The organism is Cloacibacillus sp. (assembly GCA_036655895.1).
Lineage (GTDB): Bacteria > Synergistota > Synergistia > Synergistales > Synergistaceae > JAVVPF01.
Genome location: JAVVPF010000014.1, coordinates 14,466 through 34,604, shown reverse-complemented (window position 1 = coordinate 34,604; position 20,139 = coordinate 14,466). Strand labels below are relative to the sequence as shown.

18 protein-coding genes are annotated in these 20,139 nt (G+C 54.1%); 3 read left to right on the top strand and 15 right to left on the bottom strand.

Annotated elements, in window-relative coordinates:
* Window positions 1-14: 14 nt before the first annotated feature.
* Entirely contained in the window at window positions 15-869 is an 855-nt protein-coding gene (locus RRY12_06040; GenBank protein MEG2184218.1) for a fumarate hydratase, read from the bottom strand.
* Between the two features lie 18 nt (window positions 870-887).
* Entirely contained in the window at window positions 888-1,400 is a 513-nt protein-coding gene (locus tag RRY12_06035; GenBank protein ID MEG2184217.1) for a fumarate hydratase C-terminal domain-containing protein, read from the bottom strand.
* 301 nt (window positions 1,401-1,701) lie between these two features.
* Here RRY12_06035 and RRY12_06030 point away from each other — a divergent pair, with 301 nt between their 5' ends.
* Complete coding sequence (locus tag RRY12_06030; GenBank protein ID MEG2184216.1) at window positions 1,702-2,541, top strand: IclR family transcriptional regulator; 840 nt, start codon at window positions 1,702-1,704, stop codon at window positions 2,539-2,541.
* A gap of 126 nt (window positions 2,542-2,667) precedes the next feature.
* Here the strand turns inward: RRY12_06030 and citF are convergent, their stop codons facing one another.
* From citF to RRY12_05980, 10 genes are all read right to left on the bottom strand, one after another.
* Window positions 2,668-4,215 carry a citrate lyase subunit alpha gene (gene citF, locus RRY12_06025; protein ID MEG2184215.1) on the bottom strand — a complete coding sequence of 516 codons (1,548 nt, stop codon included), beginning with the start codon at window positions 4,213-4,215 and terminating at the stop codon, window positions 2,668-2,670.
* Between the two features lies 1 nt (window position 4,216).
* The gene (locus tag RRY12_06020) at window positions 4,217-5,086 is read right to left on the bottom strand and encodes an aldolase/citrate lyase family protein (GenBank protein MEG2184214.1); all 870 of its coding nucleotides are present in this window, start codon (window positions 5,084-5,086) and stop codon (window positions 4,217-4,219) included.
* Entirely contained in the window at window positions 5,086-5,355 is a 270-nt protein-coding gene (gene citD, locus RRY12_06015; protein ID MEG2184213.1) for a citrate lyase acyl carrier protein, read from the bottom strand. Before citD ends, RRY12_06020 begins: the two co-directional genes overlap by 1 nt.
* A 96-nt stretch (window positions 5,356-5,451) precedes the next feature.
* The gene (locus RRY12_06010) at window positions 5,452-6,723 is read right to left on the bottom strand and encodes an isocitrate/isopropylmalate family dehydrogenase (protein MEG2184212.1); all 1,272 of its coding nucleotides are present in this window, start codon (window positions 6,721-6,723) and stop codon (window positions 5,452-5,454) included.
* A gap of 93 nt (window positions 6,724-6,816) precedes the next feature.
* On the bottom strand, window positions 6,817-7,311 hold the full coding sequence (locus RRY12_06005; GenBank protein MEG2184211.1) for a 3-isopropylmalate dehydratase small subunit: 495 nt from the start codon (window positions 7,309-7,311) through the stop codon (window positions 6,817-6,819).
* A gap of 2 nt (window positions 7,312-7,313) precedes the next feature.
* Entirely contained in the window at window positions 7,314-8,576 is a 1,263-nt protein-coding gene (locus RRY12_06000) for a 3-isopropylmalate dehydratase large subunit (protein MEG2184210.1), read from the bottom strand.
* Between the two features lie 15 nt (window positions 8,577-8,591).
* The gene (gene leuD, locus RRY12_05995; protein ID MEG2184209.1) at window positions 8,592-9,119 is read right to left on the bottom strand and encodes a 3-isopropylmalate dehydratase small subunit; all 528 of its coding nucleotides are present in this window, start codon (window positions 9,117-9,119) and stop codon (window positions 8,592-8,594) included.
* A 13-nt stretch (window positions 9,120-9,132) separates the two neighbouring features.
* Window positions 9,133-10,413 (bottom strand): aconitase/3-isopropylmalate dehydratase large subunit family protein, encoded by a 1,281-nt coding sequence (locus RRY12_05990; protein ID MEG2184208.1) that lies wholly within the window; start codon window positions 10,411-10,413, stop codon window positions 9,133-9,135.
* A 35-nt stretch (window positions 10,414-10,448) separates the two neighbouring features.
* Window positions 10,449-11,009: an HD domain-containing protein gene (locus RRY12_05985; GenBank protein ID MEG2184207.1), complete on the bottom strand. Its 561-nt coding sequence runs from the start codon at window positions 11,007-11,009 to the stop codon at window positions 10,449-10,451.
* A 61-nt stretch (window positions 11,010-11,070) separates the two neighbouring features.
* Window positions 11,071-11,769 (bottom strand): FadR/GntR family transcriptional regulator, encoded by a 699-nt coding sequence (locus tag RRY12_05980; protein MEG2184206.1) that lies wholly within the window; start codon window positions 11,767-11,769, stop codon window positions 11,071-11,073.
* A gap of 353 nt (window positions 11,770-12,122) precedes the next feature.
* Here RRY12_05980 and RRY12_05975 point away from each other — a divergent pair, with 353 nt between their 5' ends.
* Both RRY12_05975 and pruA read left to right on the top strand, forming a co-directional pair.
* Window positions 12,123-13,490, top strand: coding sequence for a B12-binding domain-containing radical SAM protein (locus RRY12_05975; GenBank protein ID MEG2184205.1), 1,368 nt, complete (start codon window positions 12,123-12,125; stop codon window positions 13,488-13,490).
* A gap of 181 nt (window positions 13,491-13,671) precedes the next feature.
* On the top strand, window positions 13,672-15,303 hold the full coding sequence (gene pruA / locus RRY12_05970; GenBank protein MEG2184204.1) for an L-glutamate gamma-semialdehyde dehydrogenase: 1,632 nt from the start codon (window positions 13,672-13,674) through the stop codon (window positions 15,301-15,303).
* Window positions 15,304-15,661: 358 nt separating this feature from the next.
* Here the strand turns inward: pruA and RRY12_05965 are convergent, their stop codons facing one another.
* From RRY12_05965 to RRY12_05955, 3 genes are all read right to left on the bottom strand, one after another.
* Window positions 15,662-16,588 carry a DMT family transporter gene (locus tag RRY12_05965; protein MEG2184203.1) on the bottom strand — a complete coding sequence of 309 codons (927 nt, stop codon included), beginning with the start codon at window positions 16,586-16,588 and terminating at the stop codon, window positions 15,662-15,664.
* A 102-nt stretch (window positions 16,589-16,690) separates the two neighbouring features.
* Entirely contained in the window at window positions 16,691-18,130 is a 1,440-nt protein-coding gene (locus RRY12_05960) for an aldehyde dehydrogenase family protein (protein MEG2184202.1), read from the bottom strand.
* Between the two features lie 142 nt (window positions 18,131-18,272).
* Window positions 18,273-20,105 (bottom strand): thiamine pyrophosphate-binding protein, encoded by a 1,833-nt coding sequence (locus tag RRY12_05955; GenBank protein ID MEG2184201.1) that lies wholly within the window; start codon window positions 20,103-20,105, stop codon window positions 18,273-18,275.
* Between the last annotated feature and the right edge of the window lie 34 nt (window positions 20,106-20,139).

Below are 20,139 nucleotides of genomic sequence, written 5' to 3'. Positions count from 1 at the left end.
TTAATTTTTTATTTCTAAAATATGCATTCCGCGCGGCGCGGGTCAAAACAGCAGCCGAGCCTCATTGATACTACCCTTATACCGCTGGCTCTCTGGGGACCTACCTTTACGAACGTCCCCAGGACCGTCGTCTTTCCGCCAAGTCCCAATGCTCCGTAGCCGGACTCGTTCACCGCATCTGTAATGCGTCTTTCCATCTCAGACTGCACGAGGAAGTTGCCCTTGGCCATGGCTTCCATCCCAAGCGCGGCCGCTTCATAATTTGAGCGTCCGATCCCAAAGGCAAGCACGCAGGGCAGGCAGCCCAGCAGTTTAGCGCCTTCCGTCGCCCATGCGACCATTTCATTTATTACGGTATCTACCGAATGTTTATGGAAAACGCGAAGCGTTTTTCCCCTGATTTCAGGACCGCCGCCGTACATCATCAGGGTCAGGCGGATATCTTTTCCAGCAACCTGTCTTGTCTGCACAGGCGCCATTGCAAGCGCGCCGGAATCGTCTGAAAGCCCGCCGCTTTGACTGATACGTGCAGCATCATCTCCCATTACGGCCATAGGACGCCCAGGAAGCTCACGCAGCCCCTTCGCGACGCCTTCTTCAAGAGCCTTATAAAAACCTGCGGGGACGCCGCACTCGTCGCCCACCTCTACAAAAAGATGTGGGATGCCAGTGTCGTCACAAAGGGGGAGTATTTTACTCTCCGCGATATCCGCGTTTTCAAGGATATTATTCAACACCCACTTTGCATGCGGACTCTCTTCGCGATCTGCAGCCTTTTTATAAGCTGCAATCTGATCTGGGCGAAAGACTGTGCTCGCCTTTACAAGTGTTTGTGCCGTCTTTTCAACTATGTCTTTATATTCGATCATCAGAACCGCCTCCGCCGCCTATTTCTGCTTATCGTAAATCGACTCGCCGTGAGCGATCGCCACGATAGCCGGAAAGTTTTTGACCTCTACCTCGTACAGCGCCTCCATCCCCTCTTCGGGAAAGGCGACTACGCGCGTCTTCTGCATAGTCGCCGTAAGAAGCGCCGTGTTGGGAGGCGTCACCAAAAAAATCGAATTGTTATCTTTCAATGCTTCGACCGTTTCTTTTTTGAGGCTGCCTTTGCCTATATGCATTTTTACTCCGGCCGCCGAAAGTTCCGGAATGCTGCCTTCAATATCAAGCTTGTTACTAGACGTGGGGCCAATGCCCGCGGGGCTTACAGCCGTATGGAATACCGCTGTCCCCTGAAGAAAGATACCGCGCGCCTCACAGCTGCCATCCTTGATGCAGGCCACTACTTTAGGCAGCACCGCGTCACGGCCTGTGAATATAGGGCCCGATATTTCTACCATATCGTAAATATGCAATTGATTTATTACCGCGTCGTCGACTGGCATCTTAACCTGCATATAAATCGTCTCCCTTTGCAAAATCTCTTATTGCATATATCCATAATATGGATATAATATCTTCTATGTGGTGAATCAATCATACATAGTTTTATGATAAGTGTCAATAACGAAAGGAAAAGAAATTTCAAATGGTTTAGAATAGACTTAACTGTTATAATTTTTGAGTTAAAACTAAAATCGCCAATAAGCTGTTACAACTTTAAAAATAACATTAAAATATCCTACATATTGTTTAGGGATAAATATTGCCATACAACCATCACCAGAGAACAAAAGCGAACCTACGGAGGGGAAAGATATGAGCGAGAAACAACAGGAAACTGGAACCCAGGCTATACAGCGCGCCCTTGCGATACTAAACTGCTTCACAAGAGGAACTGAGGATCTCTCTCTTACTGAGATATCGAAACTGGTACAGATCCCATATTCCACCGCGTCGCGCATCGCCGGGGTCCTAGAACAGGAATCTTTTCTGATCCGTGATAAGCACACAAAACGCTACAGTCTTGGCCGACGCGTTTATAGCCTTGGATACTGCGCGAAACAGAATGATTTTTTGAGGAAGGTCATCTATCCGTATCTCGTAAAATTAAGAGATGAGTTTGGGGAGACTGCCCTGATTTATATCAGGGAGGGCGACTACCGAATTTGTTTCGAAAAGGTGCCAGCTTTTCACAATTTTAAATTTTCTCCTACGGTTGGGTCAAAATATGTTCTATGGGCCGGCGCAGGCGGCAGAGGCTTTTTAGCCTTCGCGTCTCCGGAGGAGCAGGATTCTTTCATAAAAGACTCCCATAGTCTGACAAACTTTACAACAACGGATAAATCGAAACTTATGAGAATGCTCTACAATCTGTGCAAAACAGGCTACAACTACTGCATAAATGAATACCAGGAGGGATTCTCCTCCATCGCCGGCCCAGTCGTGGACAGCAGCCACCAGATACTATGCACAATAGCCGTAACTGGTCCTAGCGCCCGTTTCAGCGAATCAATAGTTGCTGGGTTAAAAGAACGCATCCCCGAATATTGCGCTGAAATTTCGTCGACCTTCGGATGGAACGAAGCACATGAGGAATCGGATATTTTGTTCCGAAGCCCGTCGTTGGAGCATATCGTGGCAAATATGGGAGAGTAAACGACTCTGGCTCAATTTAGAGCGGGGCACACAAGCCGCTACAATCTATAGAGTCTTTATAATAAATCGCACGGGCCCAGTATTCTGCGGGCCCGTGCGATTTATTATGTTAAAAAATATCTCTTGCTATTTTTTCAGCTGCCTCACTACGTCGATGACGGTTCCGTCTCTCCATTCCACTACGCCTATTATTCTGTCGGTGGTGGATACCGGGTCTGTGGGACCGGACATTTTTTTGGCGCGGGCCGCAAGCTCTTCCATGGGGACTATCGGAAGGCCTTTGAGTCCGCAGACTGCGTCCGCCAGGTCTTTTCTTCTGGGATTGAGAGTGACGCCGTATTCGGTGACGATGGCGTCTACTACTTCACCAGGGGTCGTTACGTTGTAGACTTTGTCGGTGACGCAGGGGATGCGGCCGCGGAGAAGGGGCTGGGCTATTATGGTGAGTTTCGCACCCGCCGCCGTATCCTGGTGTCCGCCTGTGCCGTGAAGAAGGGCGCCGTCAGCTTCGGTGTTGACGTTTGCGTTGAAGTCTGTGTCTACTTCTGTGGCGCCCAGGATGACTACGTCGAGCATGTTGACCGCGGCTCCGCAGTTCCATGGGTTGGCGTACCAGTCGGCGGATATTTCTATGTGGTTGGGGTTTTCGCCTATGGAGCGCACGGCGTCAAGGTCGAAGGACTGGACGTCCATAAGTTTATCAACGAGGCCTTCTTTTAAAAGTTCTACGAAGTAGCCTGTGATGCCGCCGAGTCCGAAGCTTCCTTTGATGCCTTTTTTGATCATGGCCTCTTTCATGAAGGCGGTGACTGCAAGCGGGATGCCGCCGGCTCCGGTCTGGAAGGAGATGCCGTCTGTGAAGTAGGGGCTTGCCTCTATCAGTTTGGAGGCGTAGCTTGAGATTAGGAGGCGGAGCGGGTCGCGCGTCACTTTGGTGGTGCCGGAGACTATTCCAGCCGGGTCGCCTATTGAGGGCACTTCTACTACGAGGTCTGCCTTTGTCTGCGAGATGGAGACGGGGGCTGCGGGGAATTGGACGAGGTTGTCTGTTATGACGACAACTTTGTCCGCGTAGTCGGCGTCGGTGAAGGCGTATCCCAGCGAGCCGCAGGCTGATTTGCCAAGCGTGCCGCACATGTTACCGTATTTATCGGCGGTGGGGGCGGCTATGAATGCTACGTCTATGTGGACGTCGCCCGCCATTACCGCGCGGGGACGGCCGCCGTGGCTTCTGAGGACGACGGGGACTTCCATGCCGCCTTCTGAAATGAGCTGGCCTATGGGGCCGTTGACGGAGCCCATGATGCGGCTGACTACTCCGCTTTTTATGTGGTCTATGACTTTTTTGTGGACTCCAAAGAGCGCTGTGGGGAAGAGGGTGAGTCCTTTTATTCCCATTTCGGCGCAGGCGTCGAGGACCATGTTTACTACGTAGTCTCCGTTTCTAAGGTGGTGATGGAAGGAGACTGTCATGCCGCTCTTCAGGCCGGAGGCTTTTATGGCCTCTTTGATTGAGGAGACGCGTTTGTCTGTTATGTCGCTGCCTGTGCAGCGAAGGACGGGGCCCGCTATACGGCCTTCAGGTTTTCTTGCGAAGGCGCCCTGGTAGTGTTTTACTTTGCCGTATCCCTCTATGAAGTCCGGTATTTCACGGCCTACTGCGTTGATCGTCATCTTATTTCACCTCCGTCAGTCCGGCGCGGACGAGTACGTACTCGGCTCTTTTCACCACCGGGATGTCTACCATTTTACCGTCTACCGTTACCGCGCCCTGTCCGCGTTCCGCCGCTTCTTTGGCGGCTGCGATTATTTTCTGGGCGTTGGCTATTTCCTGGTCGGTGGGGGTGAAGATGTCGTGGATTATTCTGATCTGGTTGGGATGGATTATTGATTTGCCTGAGAAGCCGAGTTGTTTGATGAATTCGGTCTCGCGGCGCAGGCCGGCGTCGTCGGTGATGCGTGCAAATACTGTGTCGAGCGGCTCTACTCCCGCAGCTCGCGCGGCGAATACCAGCATTCTTCTTGCCCATTCGAGTTCGGTGGAGTCGTCGGAGCGGTTTGTTTTGAGGTCGGCGCGCAGGTCTTCGCCACCGGGAAGTATCGCCTCTATGCGCGGGGAGGCTTTCGCTATTTCGTAGGCGTTCCAGATGCCGTGGGCCGTCTCAAGCAGACAGTGGACGGAGAGTTTTCCTACGGGGAGGCCGTTTTTCTCTTCGAGCATTGAGAGTTCTTCGTCTATTATTTTTACGGTGTTGGCGTCTTCTACTTTGGGAACTCGGATCCCATCAAGGCGTTTGTTTTTTACGATGGCCGCGAGGTCTTCTTTCCAGTATTCTGTGTCTATCCCGTTGATGCGGACGGAGACGTAGCAGTTTCCAAATTCGCCCTGTTCCAGGAATTTGGAGACGAGTACGCGCGCTGTATCTTTTTCTACCATTGCGACGGCGTCTTCAAGGTCTAGTACGAGGCCGTCTGAGCCGAATAAATGTCCGCGCGTCAGCATGTTGGGGTTGTTGCCGGGAAGGTAGAGCATTGTGCGTCTCATTATTTTTTGCCTCCCGTAAGTCTTGCGTGCGCCGCTTCTACGCGGGCGCCGAGAACTATGTCGAGCGCTCCATTGTCCTGCACCCGCACGTCGATGTCACGTACTCCGAGAGTTTCCAAAGTTTCTTTTATTTTCTTTTCCATAGCGCTTTTGAAACGGACGGCGCTTGCTCCTGTTATCTCTATCTTTACGCCGGAACCGGCCTGCGCCTCTGTCAGAGTTACGAGGCAGTCCATTGATTCAAGCGTTCCCGCCTGTGAGGTGTTCATTTTTTACGTACCCCCTGAGAAATATTATTGCGGCCTGCCTGTCTTTCACGAGACTGAGGCAGGCCGCTTTGTTTATTTTAGTTTATCGGGTGAAGGCTAGTCGGCGAAACCGATGAGTGACGCCTCGTCCCACGCGCACATCTCGTGCACCTTTTTCTTTGACGCTTCGAGCTTCTCTCCCTTGAATTCGGGATTGATCTTTGCGGCGATGGCGGCCGCCATCTCTATTGTTGAGGCCGCGTTCTTCTCCCAGTCGGGGTCGCCGCGGAAGTCGCGGAGGACGTCGTAGGTGAGTGTGCCGGGCTTGTTCTCAACGAGCACTTCGCCGAGCGCTTTTTCTATCTTCTTCGCGTCGTCGTCGAGGCCGAGGTATTCAAGCATCATCTTCGCGGTGAGGATCATTGCGCTGGGGTTGACCTTGTACTGGTGGGCGTACTTCGGTACGGATCCGCTTGAGGGTTCAAAGATTGCCGCGTTTGCGCCGATGTTGCCCGACGGAGCAAATCCCAGACCGCCGGTGAGCTGTGAGGCTTCGTCGGAGAGGATGTCGCCGAATACGTTTGAAGCTACGTATACGCTGTAGTCCTGCGGGTTCTTTATGAGCCACATGGCGGTAGCGTCGGCGTTTTCTTCAAACGCTTTGATGCCGAACTGCTCGTATTCCTTTGCGATCTCAAGGAACTTTCTCTTCATCATGCCGTCTGTCTGGCGGATGACGTTGGCCTTGTTGCCGCAGTGGACGGTCTTGCGGCCGGTCGCCTTGGCGTACTCAAAGGCGGCGCGGATGATGCGCTCGCAGCCCTGTTCGGAGAATACACGCCATGAAACTGCGATGTCGCCTTTGCCTTCTTTGAAGCGGGCCATGCCGGGGTGGAGGTCGAACATCTCTTTGGGAAGCGGGAAGAATTCAACTGCCGCATAGAGGTCTTCTGTGTTTTCACGGAACATGACGATGTCGATCTTCGGATCCTTCGCAAGCGGCGTGCCGATTCCTGGGAGGGTCTTCGCAGGGCGCATGTTGATGTAGAGGTCGAAGAGCTGGCGCATCTGGAGGATGGCTGACTTGAAACCCTTTACGCCTGACTTTGAGGTGATGGCCGCCATGAGGGTGGCGTCGGTATCCTGTATTGACTTGATGGTCTCAGGCGGAACTGTGTTGCAGCGCGCGTCGCCTTCGCCGAATTTCTTGTTTGACTTCTCCCACATGCACCAGCCGAGGTCAGCTCTGTGCCAGTCGATGGGCAGGTTCATTGAGTCGAGGACGAGAAGCGCGCCCTCCATCATGTCAAAGCCGGAGTCGTCTCCCGCCATGTATGTTACCTTGTAACGGTCCTTTTGTTCTTTTACTTTGAGAATATTTTCAGCCATTTTCATTTCCTCCTCTGAATTTTGTATTGCCTTTATTTTTATTTTGATTTCATCAGGCCGCCTGTGGCGGCCTGATAATGTTGAACCAGTGTGTTAGGCCAGGCCCAGTTCCTTTTTGACGTGGGGGATGAGCCCGCCGTCTTTGATAAGCCCCTGTACGAATTCGGGGTACGGCGGGAACGGATATTCCTTGCCGCCGGCTACGATGACGCCCTTATCAAAATCCACCTCTACCTCGTCGCCGGCATTGATGGCGTCGACTGCGGGAGCGCAGATGATGATCGGCAGACCTTCGTTGAAGCAGTTGCGGTAGTAGATGCGCGCGAAGCTCTTTGCGATTATCGCCGCTATGCCGCGTTCCTTAAGGCAGGAGACGGCCTGTTCGCGGCTGGAGCCGCAGCCCCAGTTCTTGCCGCCGACGATGATGTCGCCGGGCTGCGCGTTTTTCGTGAACTCAGGGTCAAGGTCTTCACAGGCGACCTTCGCCATGTCCGCGCGTTCTTTGATGGTATATGTGTATTTTCCCGGGAAGATGACGTCTGTGTTGACGTCGTCGCCGTATTTCCAAACTTTTCCTTTAACTGACATGATTAAAGCGCCTCCCTCGGATCAGAGATCTCGCCCTTGATCGCGGATGCCGCGACGGTCATCGGGCTTGCCAGATAGATGAAGCTCTCTTTGTCGCCCATGCGTCCCTTGAAGTTGCGGTTCGCGGTGCTGATGGCCGCTTCGCCGGGGGCAAGGATGCCTTCGTGGTTGCCCATGCAGGGGCCGCAGCCGGGGTTGCAGATGATGCAGCCGGCGTCGAGGAAGATGTCAAAGAGGCCTTCCTTCATCGCCTGACGGTAGACTATCCATGAGGCTGGGATGACGACTGTGCGGACGGCTACCTGTTTGCCTTTGAGGAGCGCTGCCGCGGCGCGCAGGTCTTCAATGCGGCCGTTTGTGCAGGAACCGAGGAACGCCTCGTGGATGGGCGTACCCTTCACCTCTTCGATTGCGGCGTAGTTGTCCACTTTATGGGGCTTCGCAACGCCGGGGGTGATGTCGCCGAGGTCGTAGTGATATTCAGCCGCGTATACCGCGTCTTCGTCAGCCCAAAGCGCCTCCCATTTGTCGGTCTTCGCGTTGCCGCGTTCTTTTATTGTGTCGAGCACCTTTTTGTCGGGCGGGCAGACGGCGTTCTTCGCGCCAAATTCAATGCCCATGTTGCAGAGCGTCATGCGCTCGGCGATGCTCATCTCTTCAATGCCGGGTCCGCAGAATTCAACGCTCATGTAGTCCGCGCCGTCGGCTCTGACGTCTCCTATGAACTTCAGGATAAAGTCTTTCGCCGATACGCCGGGCTTGAACTTTCCGGTTACGACTACCTTCATGCTCTCGGGGACCTTGAACCAGATCTTGCCGGTGGCCCATACCGCCGCCATCTCGGAGCGGCCGATGCCGGTCGAGAAGGCGCCGTAGGCGCCGTAGGTGCAGGTGTGGCTGTCGCTGCCGACCATTACCAGGCCGGGAAGGGCGAAGCCCTCTTCGCACATCTTCTGATGGCAGACGCCGCCTTCGCTCTTCACGTCATAGAAGTGCGGGACGCCCTGTTCCTTTACGAACTCACGCACCTCTTTGTGGTTGACGGCGTGGTCGCTTGACGGCGCGGGGATGGCGTGGTCGAGGATGAAGCAGATGCGCTCGGGATATTTGACGTTTTTGACGCCGATTTTTTTAAAGGTGCGCGCGATAGGAGCTCCGTTGTCGTGGCTCATGCAGAAGTCCGGTTCAACCGTTACGACCTGGTTCGCCGTAACTTCGTAGCCGGCCGCTCTGCCGAGCGCCTTTTCAGCAAATGTCTTGCCCATGAGATCCAGCCTCCTCTACTGTTTCGCCGCGGCGTGGGCCTTCATGTAGTTCATCAGGCCGCCCGCCTTCATAATGTCGTTTTCAAGGTCGCTTACGGCGTCTCCATGGAAGGTGTTGCCGTTTGTGACGTCCTTGATAGTTCCGGTCGAAAGCTCAACTTCGAGCTGGTCGCCGTCGTTTATCTTGCCCTCTTTGATAGCCTCAGAGATGCCCTTTACGAAAAGCACGGGGTATCCGTTGTTGATGGCGTTGCGGTAGTAGATGCGGCTGCATGTCTCCGCAAGGACGCAGGGCACGCCCGCGTATTCGATGCAGTAGACGGCGTGCTCACGGCTTGAGCCGCAGCCGAAGTTCTTTCCGGCGACTACGAAGTCTCCGGGCTTTACTTCCTTCGCGAAGTTTTCTTTGCCGGGGTAGTATTCGAAAGCGTACTGCGGCATGTTCTTCGGGTCTGTCTCCGCGAGATATTTATTGTGGTAGATGAGGTCGGTGTCGACGTCATCGGTGAATACCCATGCTCTGCCTTTGAGAATTTCGCTCATAACACTCTTCCTCCTACTTCAGTATGTCTCTTGGGTCTGTGATGCAGCCCTTGACGGCTGTAGCCATTGCTGACATCGGGCTCATAAGGTAGGTGTGGCTGCCCTTGCCGACCTTGCCGATAAAGTTGCGGTTCGTCGTGGAGACGGCCACGTCGCCTGAGGGCAGCGCGCCGTAGTGTTCCGCTGTGCAGAGGGAGCAGGTCGGGTTTGTGAAGACGATGCCAGCCTCAAGGAAAGCCGCAAGCATGCCTTCCTTGGCGCAGCGAAGCTGTACCTCTACAGTCGAAGGTGTGATTATCGTGCGCACCTTCGGGCTGACTTTGCCGCCGCCCGCCATAAGAACGTCGTACGCGGCCTTTATATCTTCATAGCGGCCGTTTGAGCAGGAGCCGATATGCACCTGATCCACCTTTGTTCCGGCAACTTCACGGACCGGCTTCACGTTGTCCGGCGCGTCGGGGCATGAGGCAAGCGGCTCAAGATCGGTCACGTCATAGTGCAGCACCTTGCAGTATTCGGCGTCCGCGTCGGCTGCAAGTTCTTTCGCAAGCGTCTCGACTTCGGGGCCTGCGCGCTCTACCAGCCACTTAAGTACGTCGCCGTTGGGCATGATGAGGGGCACCTTGCCGCTCATTTCCGTTACCATCGAGCAGAGCGTGATACGGTCGGCCAGAGTTGAGTTTTCAATCGTTTCACCGGTAAATTCGACGGCGAGGAAGTCCATTCCGCCGGCGCCCAGGTCGCCCACTATGTGCGTGAGAAGGTCTCTCATGCAGACGCCCTTCTTGAACTTGCCGGTCACTTCTATCTTCATCGTCTCGGGAACGCGGAACCAGTTCTTGCCCGCGATGTAGGAGGCGGCGATGTCGCTGTTGCCGACGCCCGTTGCGAAAGAGCCGATGGAGCCAAGCAGGTTCATGTGGCTGTCTGTACCAAGGACTACGTCGCCCGGCTTTATCATTCCAGCTTCAAGCATTACGTGCTGGCCGATGCCGTGGTTGACGTCGAAGAGACGTTCCACGCCCTGCTTTTTGCAGAACTCGCGGATTATCTTCTGGTTCGTCGCAACCTTTTCAGAGTGCGCCGGCGCCTGAAGGTCGAATGTGAAGGCAAGCTTCTCGGGGTCCCAGACCTTCGCGTCCTGTCCCATTTCCTTCTCGAACTGCAGCACGACGTTGGCTCCGCCGAAGTCGCGGCAGGTGGCCCAGTCGATGTTGCACCATACGCGGTCTCCGACCTTCACTGCATGGCCGGATGCTTTCTCCATTATCTTTACTATAGATGTTTTGCCCATTTTAAAAATCCCTCCGTTTGGATTAGGTAGAGAATTTATTTCATTCCGAGGAATGACTTGACTGACTCAAAATTCATGAAGTCGGCCTTGTTGATCATTACGCCTTCGGGGCTGCGGAGCGTTCCGTCGCCTTCATGCGCGTGGTTTGCGATGATGTGTCCCACGGCGTCGGGGCAGCCGTTGCGCAGGGCAATGACCGTACCCGAGAACGGATGGCGGAGGTTCTTGCCCATTGTGGACTTCACCGTCTCGCCGGCCGCGTTCTTTTCATACTCAACGAGCTTGCCTACGTCGTGAAGAAGAGCGCCAGCCACAAGCATGTCGTTGTCCAGCGTGAACTTCGCGTCCTTCGCCGGGTAGATGGCGTTGAACTCGTCCATTGCCGCCTTTGCGATGCGTGTTACGCCGCGGACGTGGTCCAGATAGGTGAAGGGGCAGTTAGGGATAAGCAGCGTGAAGGGGATCTTGTCCATATCCTCGGGCTGCCAGCCGCCGGTCTTCAGCGCGTCTTCGATAGACGCCACGACCTTTGCCTGCATCTCAGGGCTCTTGATCCATTCGATCTCAGGGAAAAGCTCTCTTATCTTTTTCTCCATTTGTTATTCCTCCAATATTCAACTCTTGATTTTATTGTTTGCGGTGCCTGTGAAAATATCATTATTCTCCGGCCGCGATGCCTCTGTGAAGAGTGCGGTAGATGCGGTCGATGTGGCGCGAAGCGGCCTCGCGTGCGCCGTCAAGGTCGTGGTCGAGGATAGCCTCGTACATCTCCTTGTGTTCGTTCAAAAATGCGTCCTTGTCGTCGAGCAGGTTGTAGATTCTTTCATGCGTCGCCATTATCAGGTCGAAATTCATGCGCGTTAGGTTTATAAAGACGAAGTTGTGCGTCGCCTCCGCAAGCACGAGGTGGAAGTCAAAATCCGCGTGCGCGCGCTCCAACGGATCAAGCAGCGTCTTCTCCGTAGCTGTTATGACGCGGAGCATACGCGTCAAATCCGACGGCGTGGCGCGCATGGCGCTTTCTGCCGCGATTGCCGGGTCAAGGATGCGGCGCGCCTCCATCAGTTCCAATATCGCCGAATCTTCAAGCTGGATGCTGTCCGTGTCCTCCGAGATGGTGCGCGGATGACGGACGAAGCGGCCTTTGCCCGGGATAGATTCGATGAGCCCCAAAAGCTCCATGACGCGAAAGGCCTCGCGTAAAGAGCTGCGGCTGACGCCGAATGTATCCATGAGCTGACGTTCAGAGGGAAGCGGATCTCCCGGCAGGATGTTTCCGGCCGCGATCTCACCTTTGAGTTTTTCAACTACCTTTTCATAGATTCTAGTGCCGCGTGTTACTGGCGTTTCAATCATTGTGAAAATCCCTCCTAACTGGGCTACCCAGTACACCTTATACTACATTCTACTGACTTTTGCAAGCAATTATAGAAAGTCTAAATAGTGAGACAATTCCAGCTAATTCAGTCGCAACAATGAGTTCCACAATTTGTGAAAACAATTTCTAATCTTGGCACCACCGTCTTAAGAGCTGTTTTGATTACTCATGTTCAACTAATAGGATTATTTTATCAACACGTGCATAAATTGAACCGGAGCGTCTGACCACGCTCATTTCACAAATGGTCTGACCAGTTGTGGCGCGACGCGCGACGCTGTATTAATGCGGATAAATAGGGTACAATCAAACAAAGAGAGCCGCAGAACCGTTGAACTTTTCAACGCGCGGCGTTCAGGAACAGGTGGAGAAAATGAAAAGCTGCGGCACGCAAAAACAATGCGTTATTTCACAAACTATTGAGATGGAGGAGCTTCTTTCTCTTTCAGGCAAACGGATATTAGGCGTCAACCCGCCCGTGCGGGACTTCGCTTTCATGGACCTGTGGTCGAAGCCGCTTGGACTGCTTTACATCTTGCAGAGCATGAAGGAACGATGCCGCGTGGAACTTTTTGACGCGGTTGCCGCGGGGTCGCTCGGCGAAAAAAGCTTCGGCCGGCAAAAAATAAAAAAGACTGAAATCGAAAAGCCGGAGGTTTATCGTGATATACCGCGCAGATTCAATCAATTTGGTCTGACCAGTGACGAAATAAGCGCGGCGCTTGCACAAATACAGAGGCCGGACTTCATCTTTCTCACCTCTGGGATGACCTATTGGTATCTCGGAGCGTGTGAGATGATAACGCTGATGCGAGAAGCATTTCCCGATACACCGATCGCGCTTGGCGGTATATACGCGGCGCTTTGCGCAGAGCACGCGGCGACGCTTGGCGCGGATTATATTGTGCGCGGGCACAGCGAACCTTCCGCGCCGTATCCCGCGATGGATCTTTACGGCGCTCCCCCTTACGGCGTCATCATGACCTCCTTCGGCTGCCCCTTCTCCTGCCGCTACTGCGCCTCAAACGTCCTCTGGCCCAGCTACCGCAGGCGCGGATTGCCCGAGGTGCTCTCTGAGATAGACTATCAAGCGGCGCTTGGCGCGCGTGATTTCGCCTTTTACGACGACGCGCTTTTGCTTGAAAAAGAAAATTTCTTTTATCCTCTTTGCCGCGAACTTTTTGCACGTTACGGAAACAAACTGCGCCTTCACACGCCAAACGGCCTGCATGTGCGCCAGATAGACGCGCGATGCGCGGCGGCGCTTGCAGAAAATAATTTTAAAACTATAAGGCTATCGCTCGAAAGCGTTGACCCCAAAGTGGCGGCCGACAGCTCCGGCAAAGTGGCGCGCGGCGAGTACGCCGCCGCCGTGAAAAACCTTCGCGCCGCGGGATACAGCCGCGAAGACTGCGAGACGTACATCCTGCTGGGCCTTCCGGGGCAGGACACCGCCTCCGTGCGCGAGACGATAGATTTCGTCTGGCAGAACGGCGGCACGCCTAAGCTTGCGGAGTTCTCCCCTATCCCCGGCACGCCCTATTTTGAAGAGGCGGCTCAAAAACTCCCCGCGCTGCGCACGGAGCCGCTGCTGCAAAACAACTCCGTCTACTGTTCATACCTCGCGCGTGAGATAGCGCCGGAAACATTGCAGGAATTAAAAGATTCAGCGCGAAGGCCGCGGATACAAAACATTTAAGCGCACGCGCTCTGCCAAATCGCTGGCACTCGGCTCACCCTTTATATTCTGCTTACTTTATTTCATTTTATTTTTCAATATTATCGCTTAAGCCTCTTTCTGGAGTTTGAATTTTTGTGCAGCTCTCGTTATTATATTAATGCAACTTAGTTGCGTTAATATTTTTACGGGAGGAACTGCAATGAACAACGCATTATTTAGATTTCAAAGACCAGAAAACGAACCTTCAATGAGCTACGCGCCGGGATGTCCCGAGCGCCAACTGCTGAAGGAGGCCATAAGGCAAATTTGCTCCGAGACGGCGGAGATTCCGCTTGTCGTCAACGGAGAAAAAATATACACGAAAGACTGCGGCTCCGTTGTGATGCCGCACGACCACGCGCACACGCTTGCCGTATATCACAAGGCCGGAGCGCGCGAGGCCCAAGCCGCGGCCGACGCCGCAGTCGCAGCCTCCGTCACATGGAACAACATGCCGTGGACGGAGCGCGCAGCCATTATATTGAAAATAGCGGAGCTTATCGACAAAAAGTACCGGTATATTTTGAACGCGGCGACAATGATGGGCCAGAGCAAGACCGTGTGGCAGGCCGAAATCGAGGCGGCGAGCGAAACTGTCGACTATTTCCGTTTCGGGGTGCACTGCATGAACGAACTGTACGAAGAGCAGCCGGCCTCTGAGGAGGGCGTCATCAACCGCATCGAATACCGCCCGCTTGAAGGCTTCGTCTACGCCGTCTCTCCGTTCAATTTCACAGCGCTTGCCGCGAATCTTCCTATGGCGCCCGCAATGATGGGAAACACCGTCGTCTGGAAGCCTGCGACCACGTCGCTTCTTTCAAGCTGGTATCTGATGCAGATATTCATGGAGGCGGGCCTCCCCGCGGGCGTCGTCAACTTCATCCCCGGCCCCGGCTCCGTCGGAAGCGGCGTCATCCTCAAAAGAAAAGAACTGGCCGGCATACATTTCACCGGCTCGACCGAGGTATTCAACAGCCTATGGCGCGGCGTCGCCGAAAATCTTTCGGCCTACCGCGCATATCCGCGGCTCGTCGGCGAAACTGGCGGCAAGGACTTCATCTTCATCCATAATTCGGCGGACATAAAGGCCGCTGCCGCCGCCATAATGCGCGGAGGCTTTGAATATCAGGGGCAGAAATGCTCCGCCACCTCGCGCGGCTACGTTCCTGCAAGCCGCTGGCCGGAGCTTAAGGCCGAACTCATGGCGATGGCGGCAGAACTGCGCACAGGCGACCCGCGCGACTTCCGTAACTTTGTAAACGCGGTCATAGACGAGGCCTCCTTTGACAACTGCATGAAATATATAGAATATGCGAAAAACGCGCCCGACGCGGAGATACTCTTCGGCGGTTCGGGCGACAAGAGCAGGGGATACTTTGTACAGCCAACGCTGATAAAGACGACGAACCCTCACTTCAAATCAATGGAAGAGGAGATATTCGGCCCCATCTTCACGCTCTACGTCTACGACGACGCGGACTATGAAAAGACGCTGAAAATCTGCGACGAGACGTCGCCCTACGCGCTTACCGGCGCGGTATTTTCCTCAGACCGCGAGGCGATAAACACGGCGGAAAAAGCTCTGCGGTATGCGGCCGGAAATTTCTACATCAACGACAAAACGACGGCGGCAAGCATAGGCCTCCAGCCCTTCGGCGGCGCACGGTCCTCCGGCACCAACGACAAGGCCGGCAGTAAACTGAACCTGATCCGATGGACCTCGCCCCGAACCATCAAAGAAAACCTTCTGCCCCCGCATGATTTCAAGTACCCCTTCATGCAGGCGGAATAATTCTTTCTGCTCTCCCAATCAGAAGGACGCGCAGTTGCAGGCGCGCACAAGAGCCGGCGGGGACCCGCCGGCTCTTGTGCTTCTTATTTAAATAACTTTAACAGACCGCTTACTCTATATATCATATATCGAGCGGAGAGTTTGAGTTTATCATGTTCATTGTGTACTTGTGTCTTAAAGGACATCGTCAGACTCAAAAGTAGCGTAAGCGAGAAAATAACTGTAAGAATAAACGGGATGGCTTTACACGTTATTTTGTTGAAGGAGATTCAGAACCAGCACAGAGAATGAAAAGTTCGTTGATCTTTTCAAACGTTAGCTCAGAGATGGTAGTATTCCAGCCAGCCCTACTCCCCTCCTACCCAAACCGCTTCAACACCCTGGGGTGCGGCTGCCACGCGGCAAAGGCCACAGCCGCCATAATCACGGCGCACCCAACAAGCTCACAGACGGTCGGATAGAGGCCTAGACATAGCGGAGTTATGACAAGCGCGAAAACAAGCTCAAGCGTACAAATAAGGCTTACCAGCGAAGCCGGTATCAGCTTCAGCGCGGAGAACATGAATCCAAATCCAAGCAGGCCAGCTCCAAGCGCCGCATACTGCATGAGGCCAAAAACGGGCCACGTGATATAGACAAGGTCGCCCCAGCCGCTGAGCGCGCTCTTGCCGGCAATGAGCATCATCCCGCCGAAAAGATGGATATAAAAGAGCTGCTTAAGCGGGTTCGTTGCGCCGCCCTTTAAGATACGCCGTGAAATGAGCGTCTGGCCGGAGAGCCCCGCAAGTGAACAAACAGCCCAAAGCACCCCCACGGTCGAAATTGACGTGCTTGCCGACGCGCCGCCTGAAAAACCGATGTAAAGCCCCGCAAGGATCATAAAACCGGCCGCCACCTGAGCCGCGGACGGACGCTCACGCGTAACAAGCCACGCGCCCGCCATCGTAACCAAGGGGAAGGCATAATGTATCATAAGGGCCTGCGGCACTGTGAGGTAAACGCACGACATCATAAAGCCGCAGGCGTTCATAAAGACGGTAAGAAAGGCAAGCAATACGTATATTCCAGTGAGGCGTCTTCCAACGCGCCACCACCCCGCCCCCAGATAGATTCGCAGCGAAGCCGCGAGAATCACGGTGACAAGCACGGCGCGGTAGGTCATCACAGAAATCATATTAACGCCCTGTCCTCCGATATATTTAGAAAGCGGGCTCATGCCGCCCCATAGAACCGCAGTTCCAAGCGCGTAAAGCGCCCCCGTAGTGGTGCTGTTTTGCTTGTCCATAAAAACTTACAACTCCCTGCTGAATAAAGAAACGGTAACGGAGGCTTCAACAGATTGATGCCCCTGTTACCGTATTATATCAATAGATTTTATTCTTTTGGGTTAGAATTTGATCTCTTCGCCCTGTTCCTTTGTTACCGCGGCGTCGAAGAACTCACCGAAGAGGATCTCTTCCGCGGGCTGGTCTTTCATTATCGGGCGCGCCACCCATGTGCTGTTCATGTAGTGCTTTAGGGCGATGTTTTCGGAGACTTGGTTGCCTCCCCATGTTCCGCAGCCCATGCTTGATGTCATCGGCATCCCGTTTTCCGCAGAACCTGCGTTTGCCTTGGACTGGGGCTGGCGCACCATGACGCGCGTCACAGGAGCGCGCAGCGCAAGGCTCTGGATGTGCTCTTCGTCAAAACTGTAGATGCCGCATGAGTGTCCACGGCCGCCTACCTTGTATATTTCGTCCATCATTTTAAGAGCGTTTTCAAACTCACCCTCGTATTTATATAGCGTAAGGAGCGTTGTGAGCTTTTCGCCGGAGAATTTGAACTCTTTGCCTATGCCTTCGTTGTTCACCATTACAAATTTGCGGTCCGCGGGGATTTCAAATCCAGCCGTACGGCACAGTTCCTGGGGCGATACGGCGACTGTGGCCACGATGCGATGTCCTTCCGTATCCCACATTGCCTTTTTGAGCAGCTCGCGCTCTGCGTCTGTCGCGTGGTACCCGCCTTCTGCCTCAAGCGCCTTGACCGTCTCGTCGTAGATGGTGTCGCTTATGATGAGGTTGCCGTCGGCGGAGCAGCCGGAGCCGAAATCTGAGGTTTTGCTTATGCGTGTGTTGCGCGCAGCTTCAGCCGGGATGGCCGTCTCATCGTAAATCATCGTAGCGTTTCCAGCGCCTGAACAGTAGGCGGGTTTGCCGGAGCTGTGGGCCGCCTTTGTCATAGCTGGGCCGCCAGTGGCCATGATGAGGTCGCAGCGCTTCATTGATTCGGCCACAAGATCCATGTTCACCTCGGAAACACACTGCAGGAAGTCGGGATTCTCGCCGATAGCGGCAAGCGCGTCGCGCATTATCTGGACGACCTTGTTTGTTGTCTTCACGGTACGCGGGTGCGGGGAGAAGACTACTACATCGCGTGCTTTCAGCGCGTAGATGGCGGTGACGATAGGCGTGAGTTCGGGGTTCGTCATGGGGATGAGGGAGGTGATGATGCCTGCGGGCTTGGCGTAACGGGTGATGCCTTTTTCTGGCAGCTCTTCTATCGCGCCTACGCTCTTCTGACGCAGTGCGTCGCGGAGCACGCCCAGTATTTTGTGACGTTTGCCGAAACGGCCGTTTCTGTCGCCTGCGCCAGCTTCGTCAACGCCCATCCAGCATATTTCCTGAAATGTTTTGGGGTTGGCGGCGGCCCACGCGACACAGCGCACCATGCGGTCTACTTGTTCCTGACTGTAATTTTCGATAACCTTTTCAGCTGCCTTTGCTTTTGCAAAAATTGAGTCAAGCGCTTCAAGCTGTTCTTGTGTAATTTCATGTTTTGCCATAACAAAATACATCTCCTTCAAAGACTTTATATTTTTAGCGTTTTTGCTTTATTAAATACCACTATAAAGAAATTATTTTCGTTATATAAAATTTCTTAAAAATCCGCCCCTAACAAAAGGGGCGGACGTTGATAAGGCGAGGCTATTTCTTGTTAGTTTTTTGGTCGCACAGTTCCGCCATGTACCAGGGGGTAGTATCTTCCCACTGCCACTGTCTCCATGGCTTTTCTTCGCCGCGCTTGCGATAGATGTCGTTTATGTTCCAACAGCCCCATGTCACAACGGGGGCGTTTTCCATGCGAACGTCGATGACGCACGGGTTGTTGGAGGCAAGCGCCTCTTCGAGCATCGGTTTAAATTCTTCGGCGGTAGTCACTTTGTAGCCTTTTATGCCGTAACCTTCGGCTATTGCCGCGAAATCCGGGCTGTAGGGTTCACCGTCTTTCATAAAGAGCGTGCCAAACTGATGGTCGTAATGCTGGCGCTCAAGACCTGCGATTGTACCAAAGGCGCAGTTGTTCATGACGACCCATACGACGGCCACGTTATCCATCGCGCCGGTGGCAAAGGGGGATACGTTTGTACCCATGCCGCCGTCGCCGATGAGTGCGACTACTTTTTTGTCGGGGTTGGCCACCTTTACGCCCAGAGCGGCTGATGGGCCGTAGCCCATTGTGCAGAGGCCGCCTGGAGCTACGAATGTGCCGGGCTCGTATATCTCAAACTGCTGGCCGACGCCGTTTTTGTTCCAGCCTACGTCGGCTACGACGTAACCGTCCTTCGGCAGCGCCTCTCTTAGGTCTTTTAGTATCCGTTCGGGGCGCATTGGGTATTGCGCTGAGTTCTGAGCGTCAACCAGCGTCGCCCTATACGCCACCTTAGCCTCGGCGATGGCTTTGACGATCTCGGGACGCCTTACTCCGTTTGGATATTTTTTCTTAGCAGCCGCAAGTATCGCGCAAATTGCCTCTTTTGCGTCGCAGATGGCGCCTATCGCGGTCGGGAAGTTGCGGCCGATCTCTTCCTGATTAATGTCGATGTGAATGAGTTTCGTTGGCGGCACGTCGAAGGTTTCGCCCTGGTACCATGAGCTGCAATCGGCCTCGGAAAGGCGGGTGCCTACTGCCATCATGACGTCTGATTTCATCGCGGTGGTGTTGTTGAATTCCGTACCCCAGAAGCCGGTCATGCCAACGGCGAGCGGGCTGTTGTCCGGTATGGAGCCTTTGCCCATGAGGGTGTAAAGCACCGGTATCTCAAGGAATTCAGCAAGCTCCGTAAGCGCGGGCGCAGCTCCCGACGAGATGACGCCGCCGCCGGGATATAGGATGGGGCGATCCGCCTCGGCAAGCATCGTTGCTATCTCTTCTGCTGCGGCGTCGGAGAGGCCTGGCTTCGGAAGTTCAGGGAAATTATTTATGCGCTGCTCGAAGAAGCGCGTGTCCAACTCCATTGAGAAGATGTCCATCGGAACGGAGACGAGCACTGGACCGGGACGTCCTGTGACGGCCAAACGAAAGGCTTTGTCCATCACCTCAGGCAGCAGCTCGGGCCGGTCTACGCGCCAGGCGCGCTTTACGAACGGGCGATATATCTCATACTGGCTGGCGTCCGCGTGCATGTTTACTTCCTGATGAGGATGGCGTCCGAAGTAGCAACTTGGGACGTCGCCTGCGATGACAACCATCGGGATAGAGTTGAGGCCCGCCTCCGCAACGCCAGTTGTCGCGTTGGTGAGCCCGGGGCCAAGGTGCGTCATGAGAACGCCGGGAACCTGGCAGCCCTTGCCGCGCGCGTATCCGTCCGCCGCATGTGCCGCTATCTGTTCATGACGCACGGAGATGTAGCGAATCTTGCTGTCCTTTAAAGCGTCAAGGAAACCAATCACGGTGTGGCCGCAGAGGCCGAAAATATTTTCGACGCCCCTTGACTCAAGAAATTTCACAAGTTGAAATGCTACGAGATCTTTTGCCATAGTATTACCTCCGAGGTAAATATTTTTTATTTAT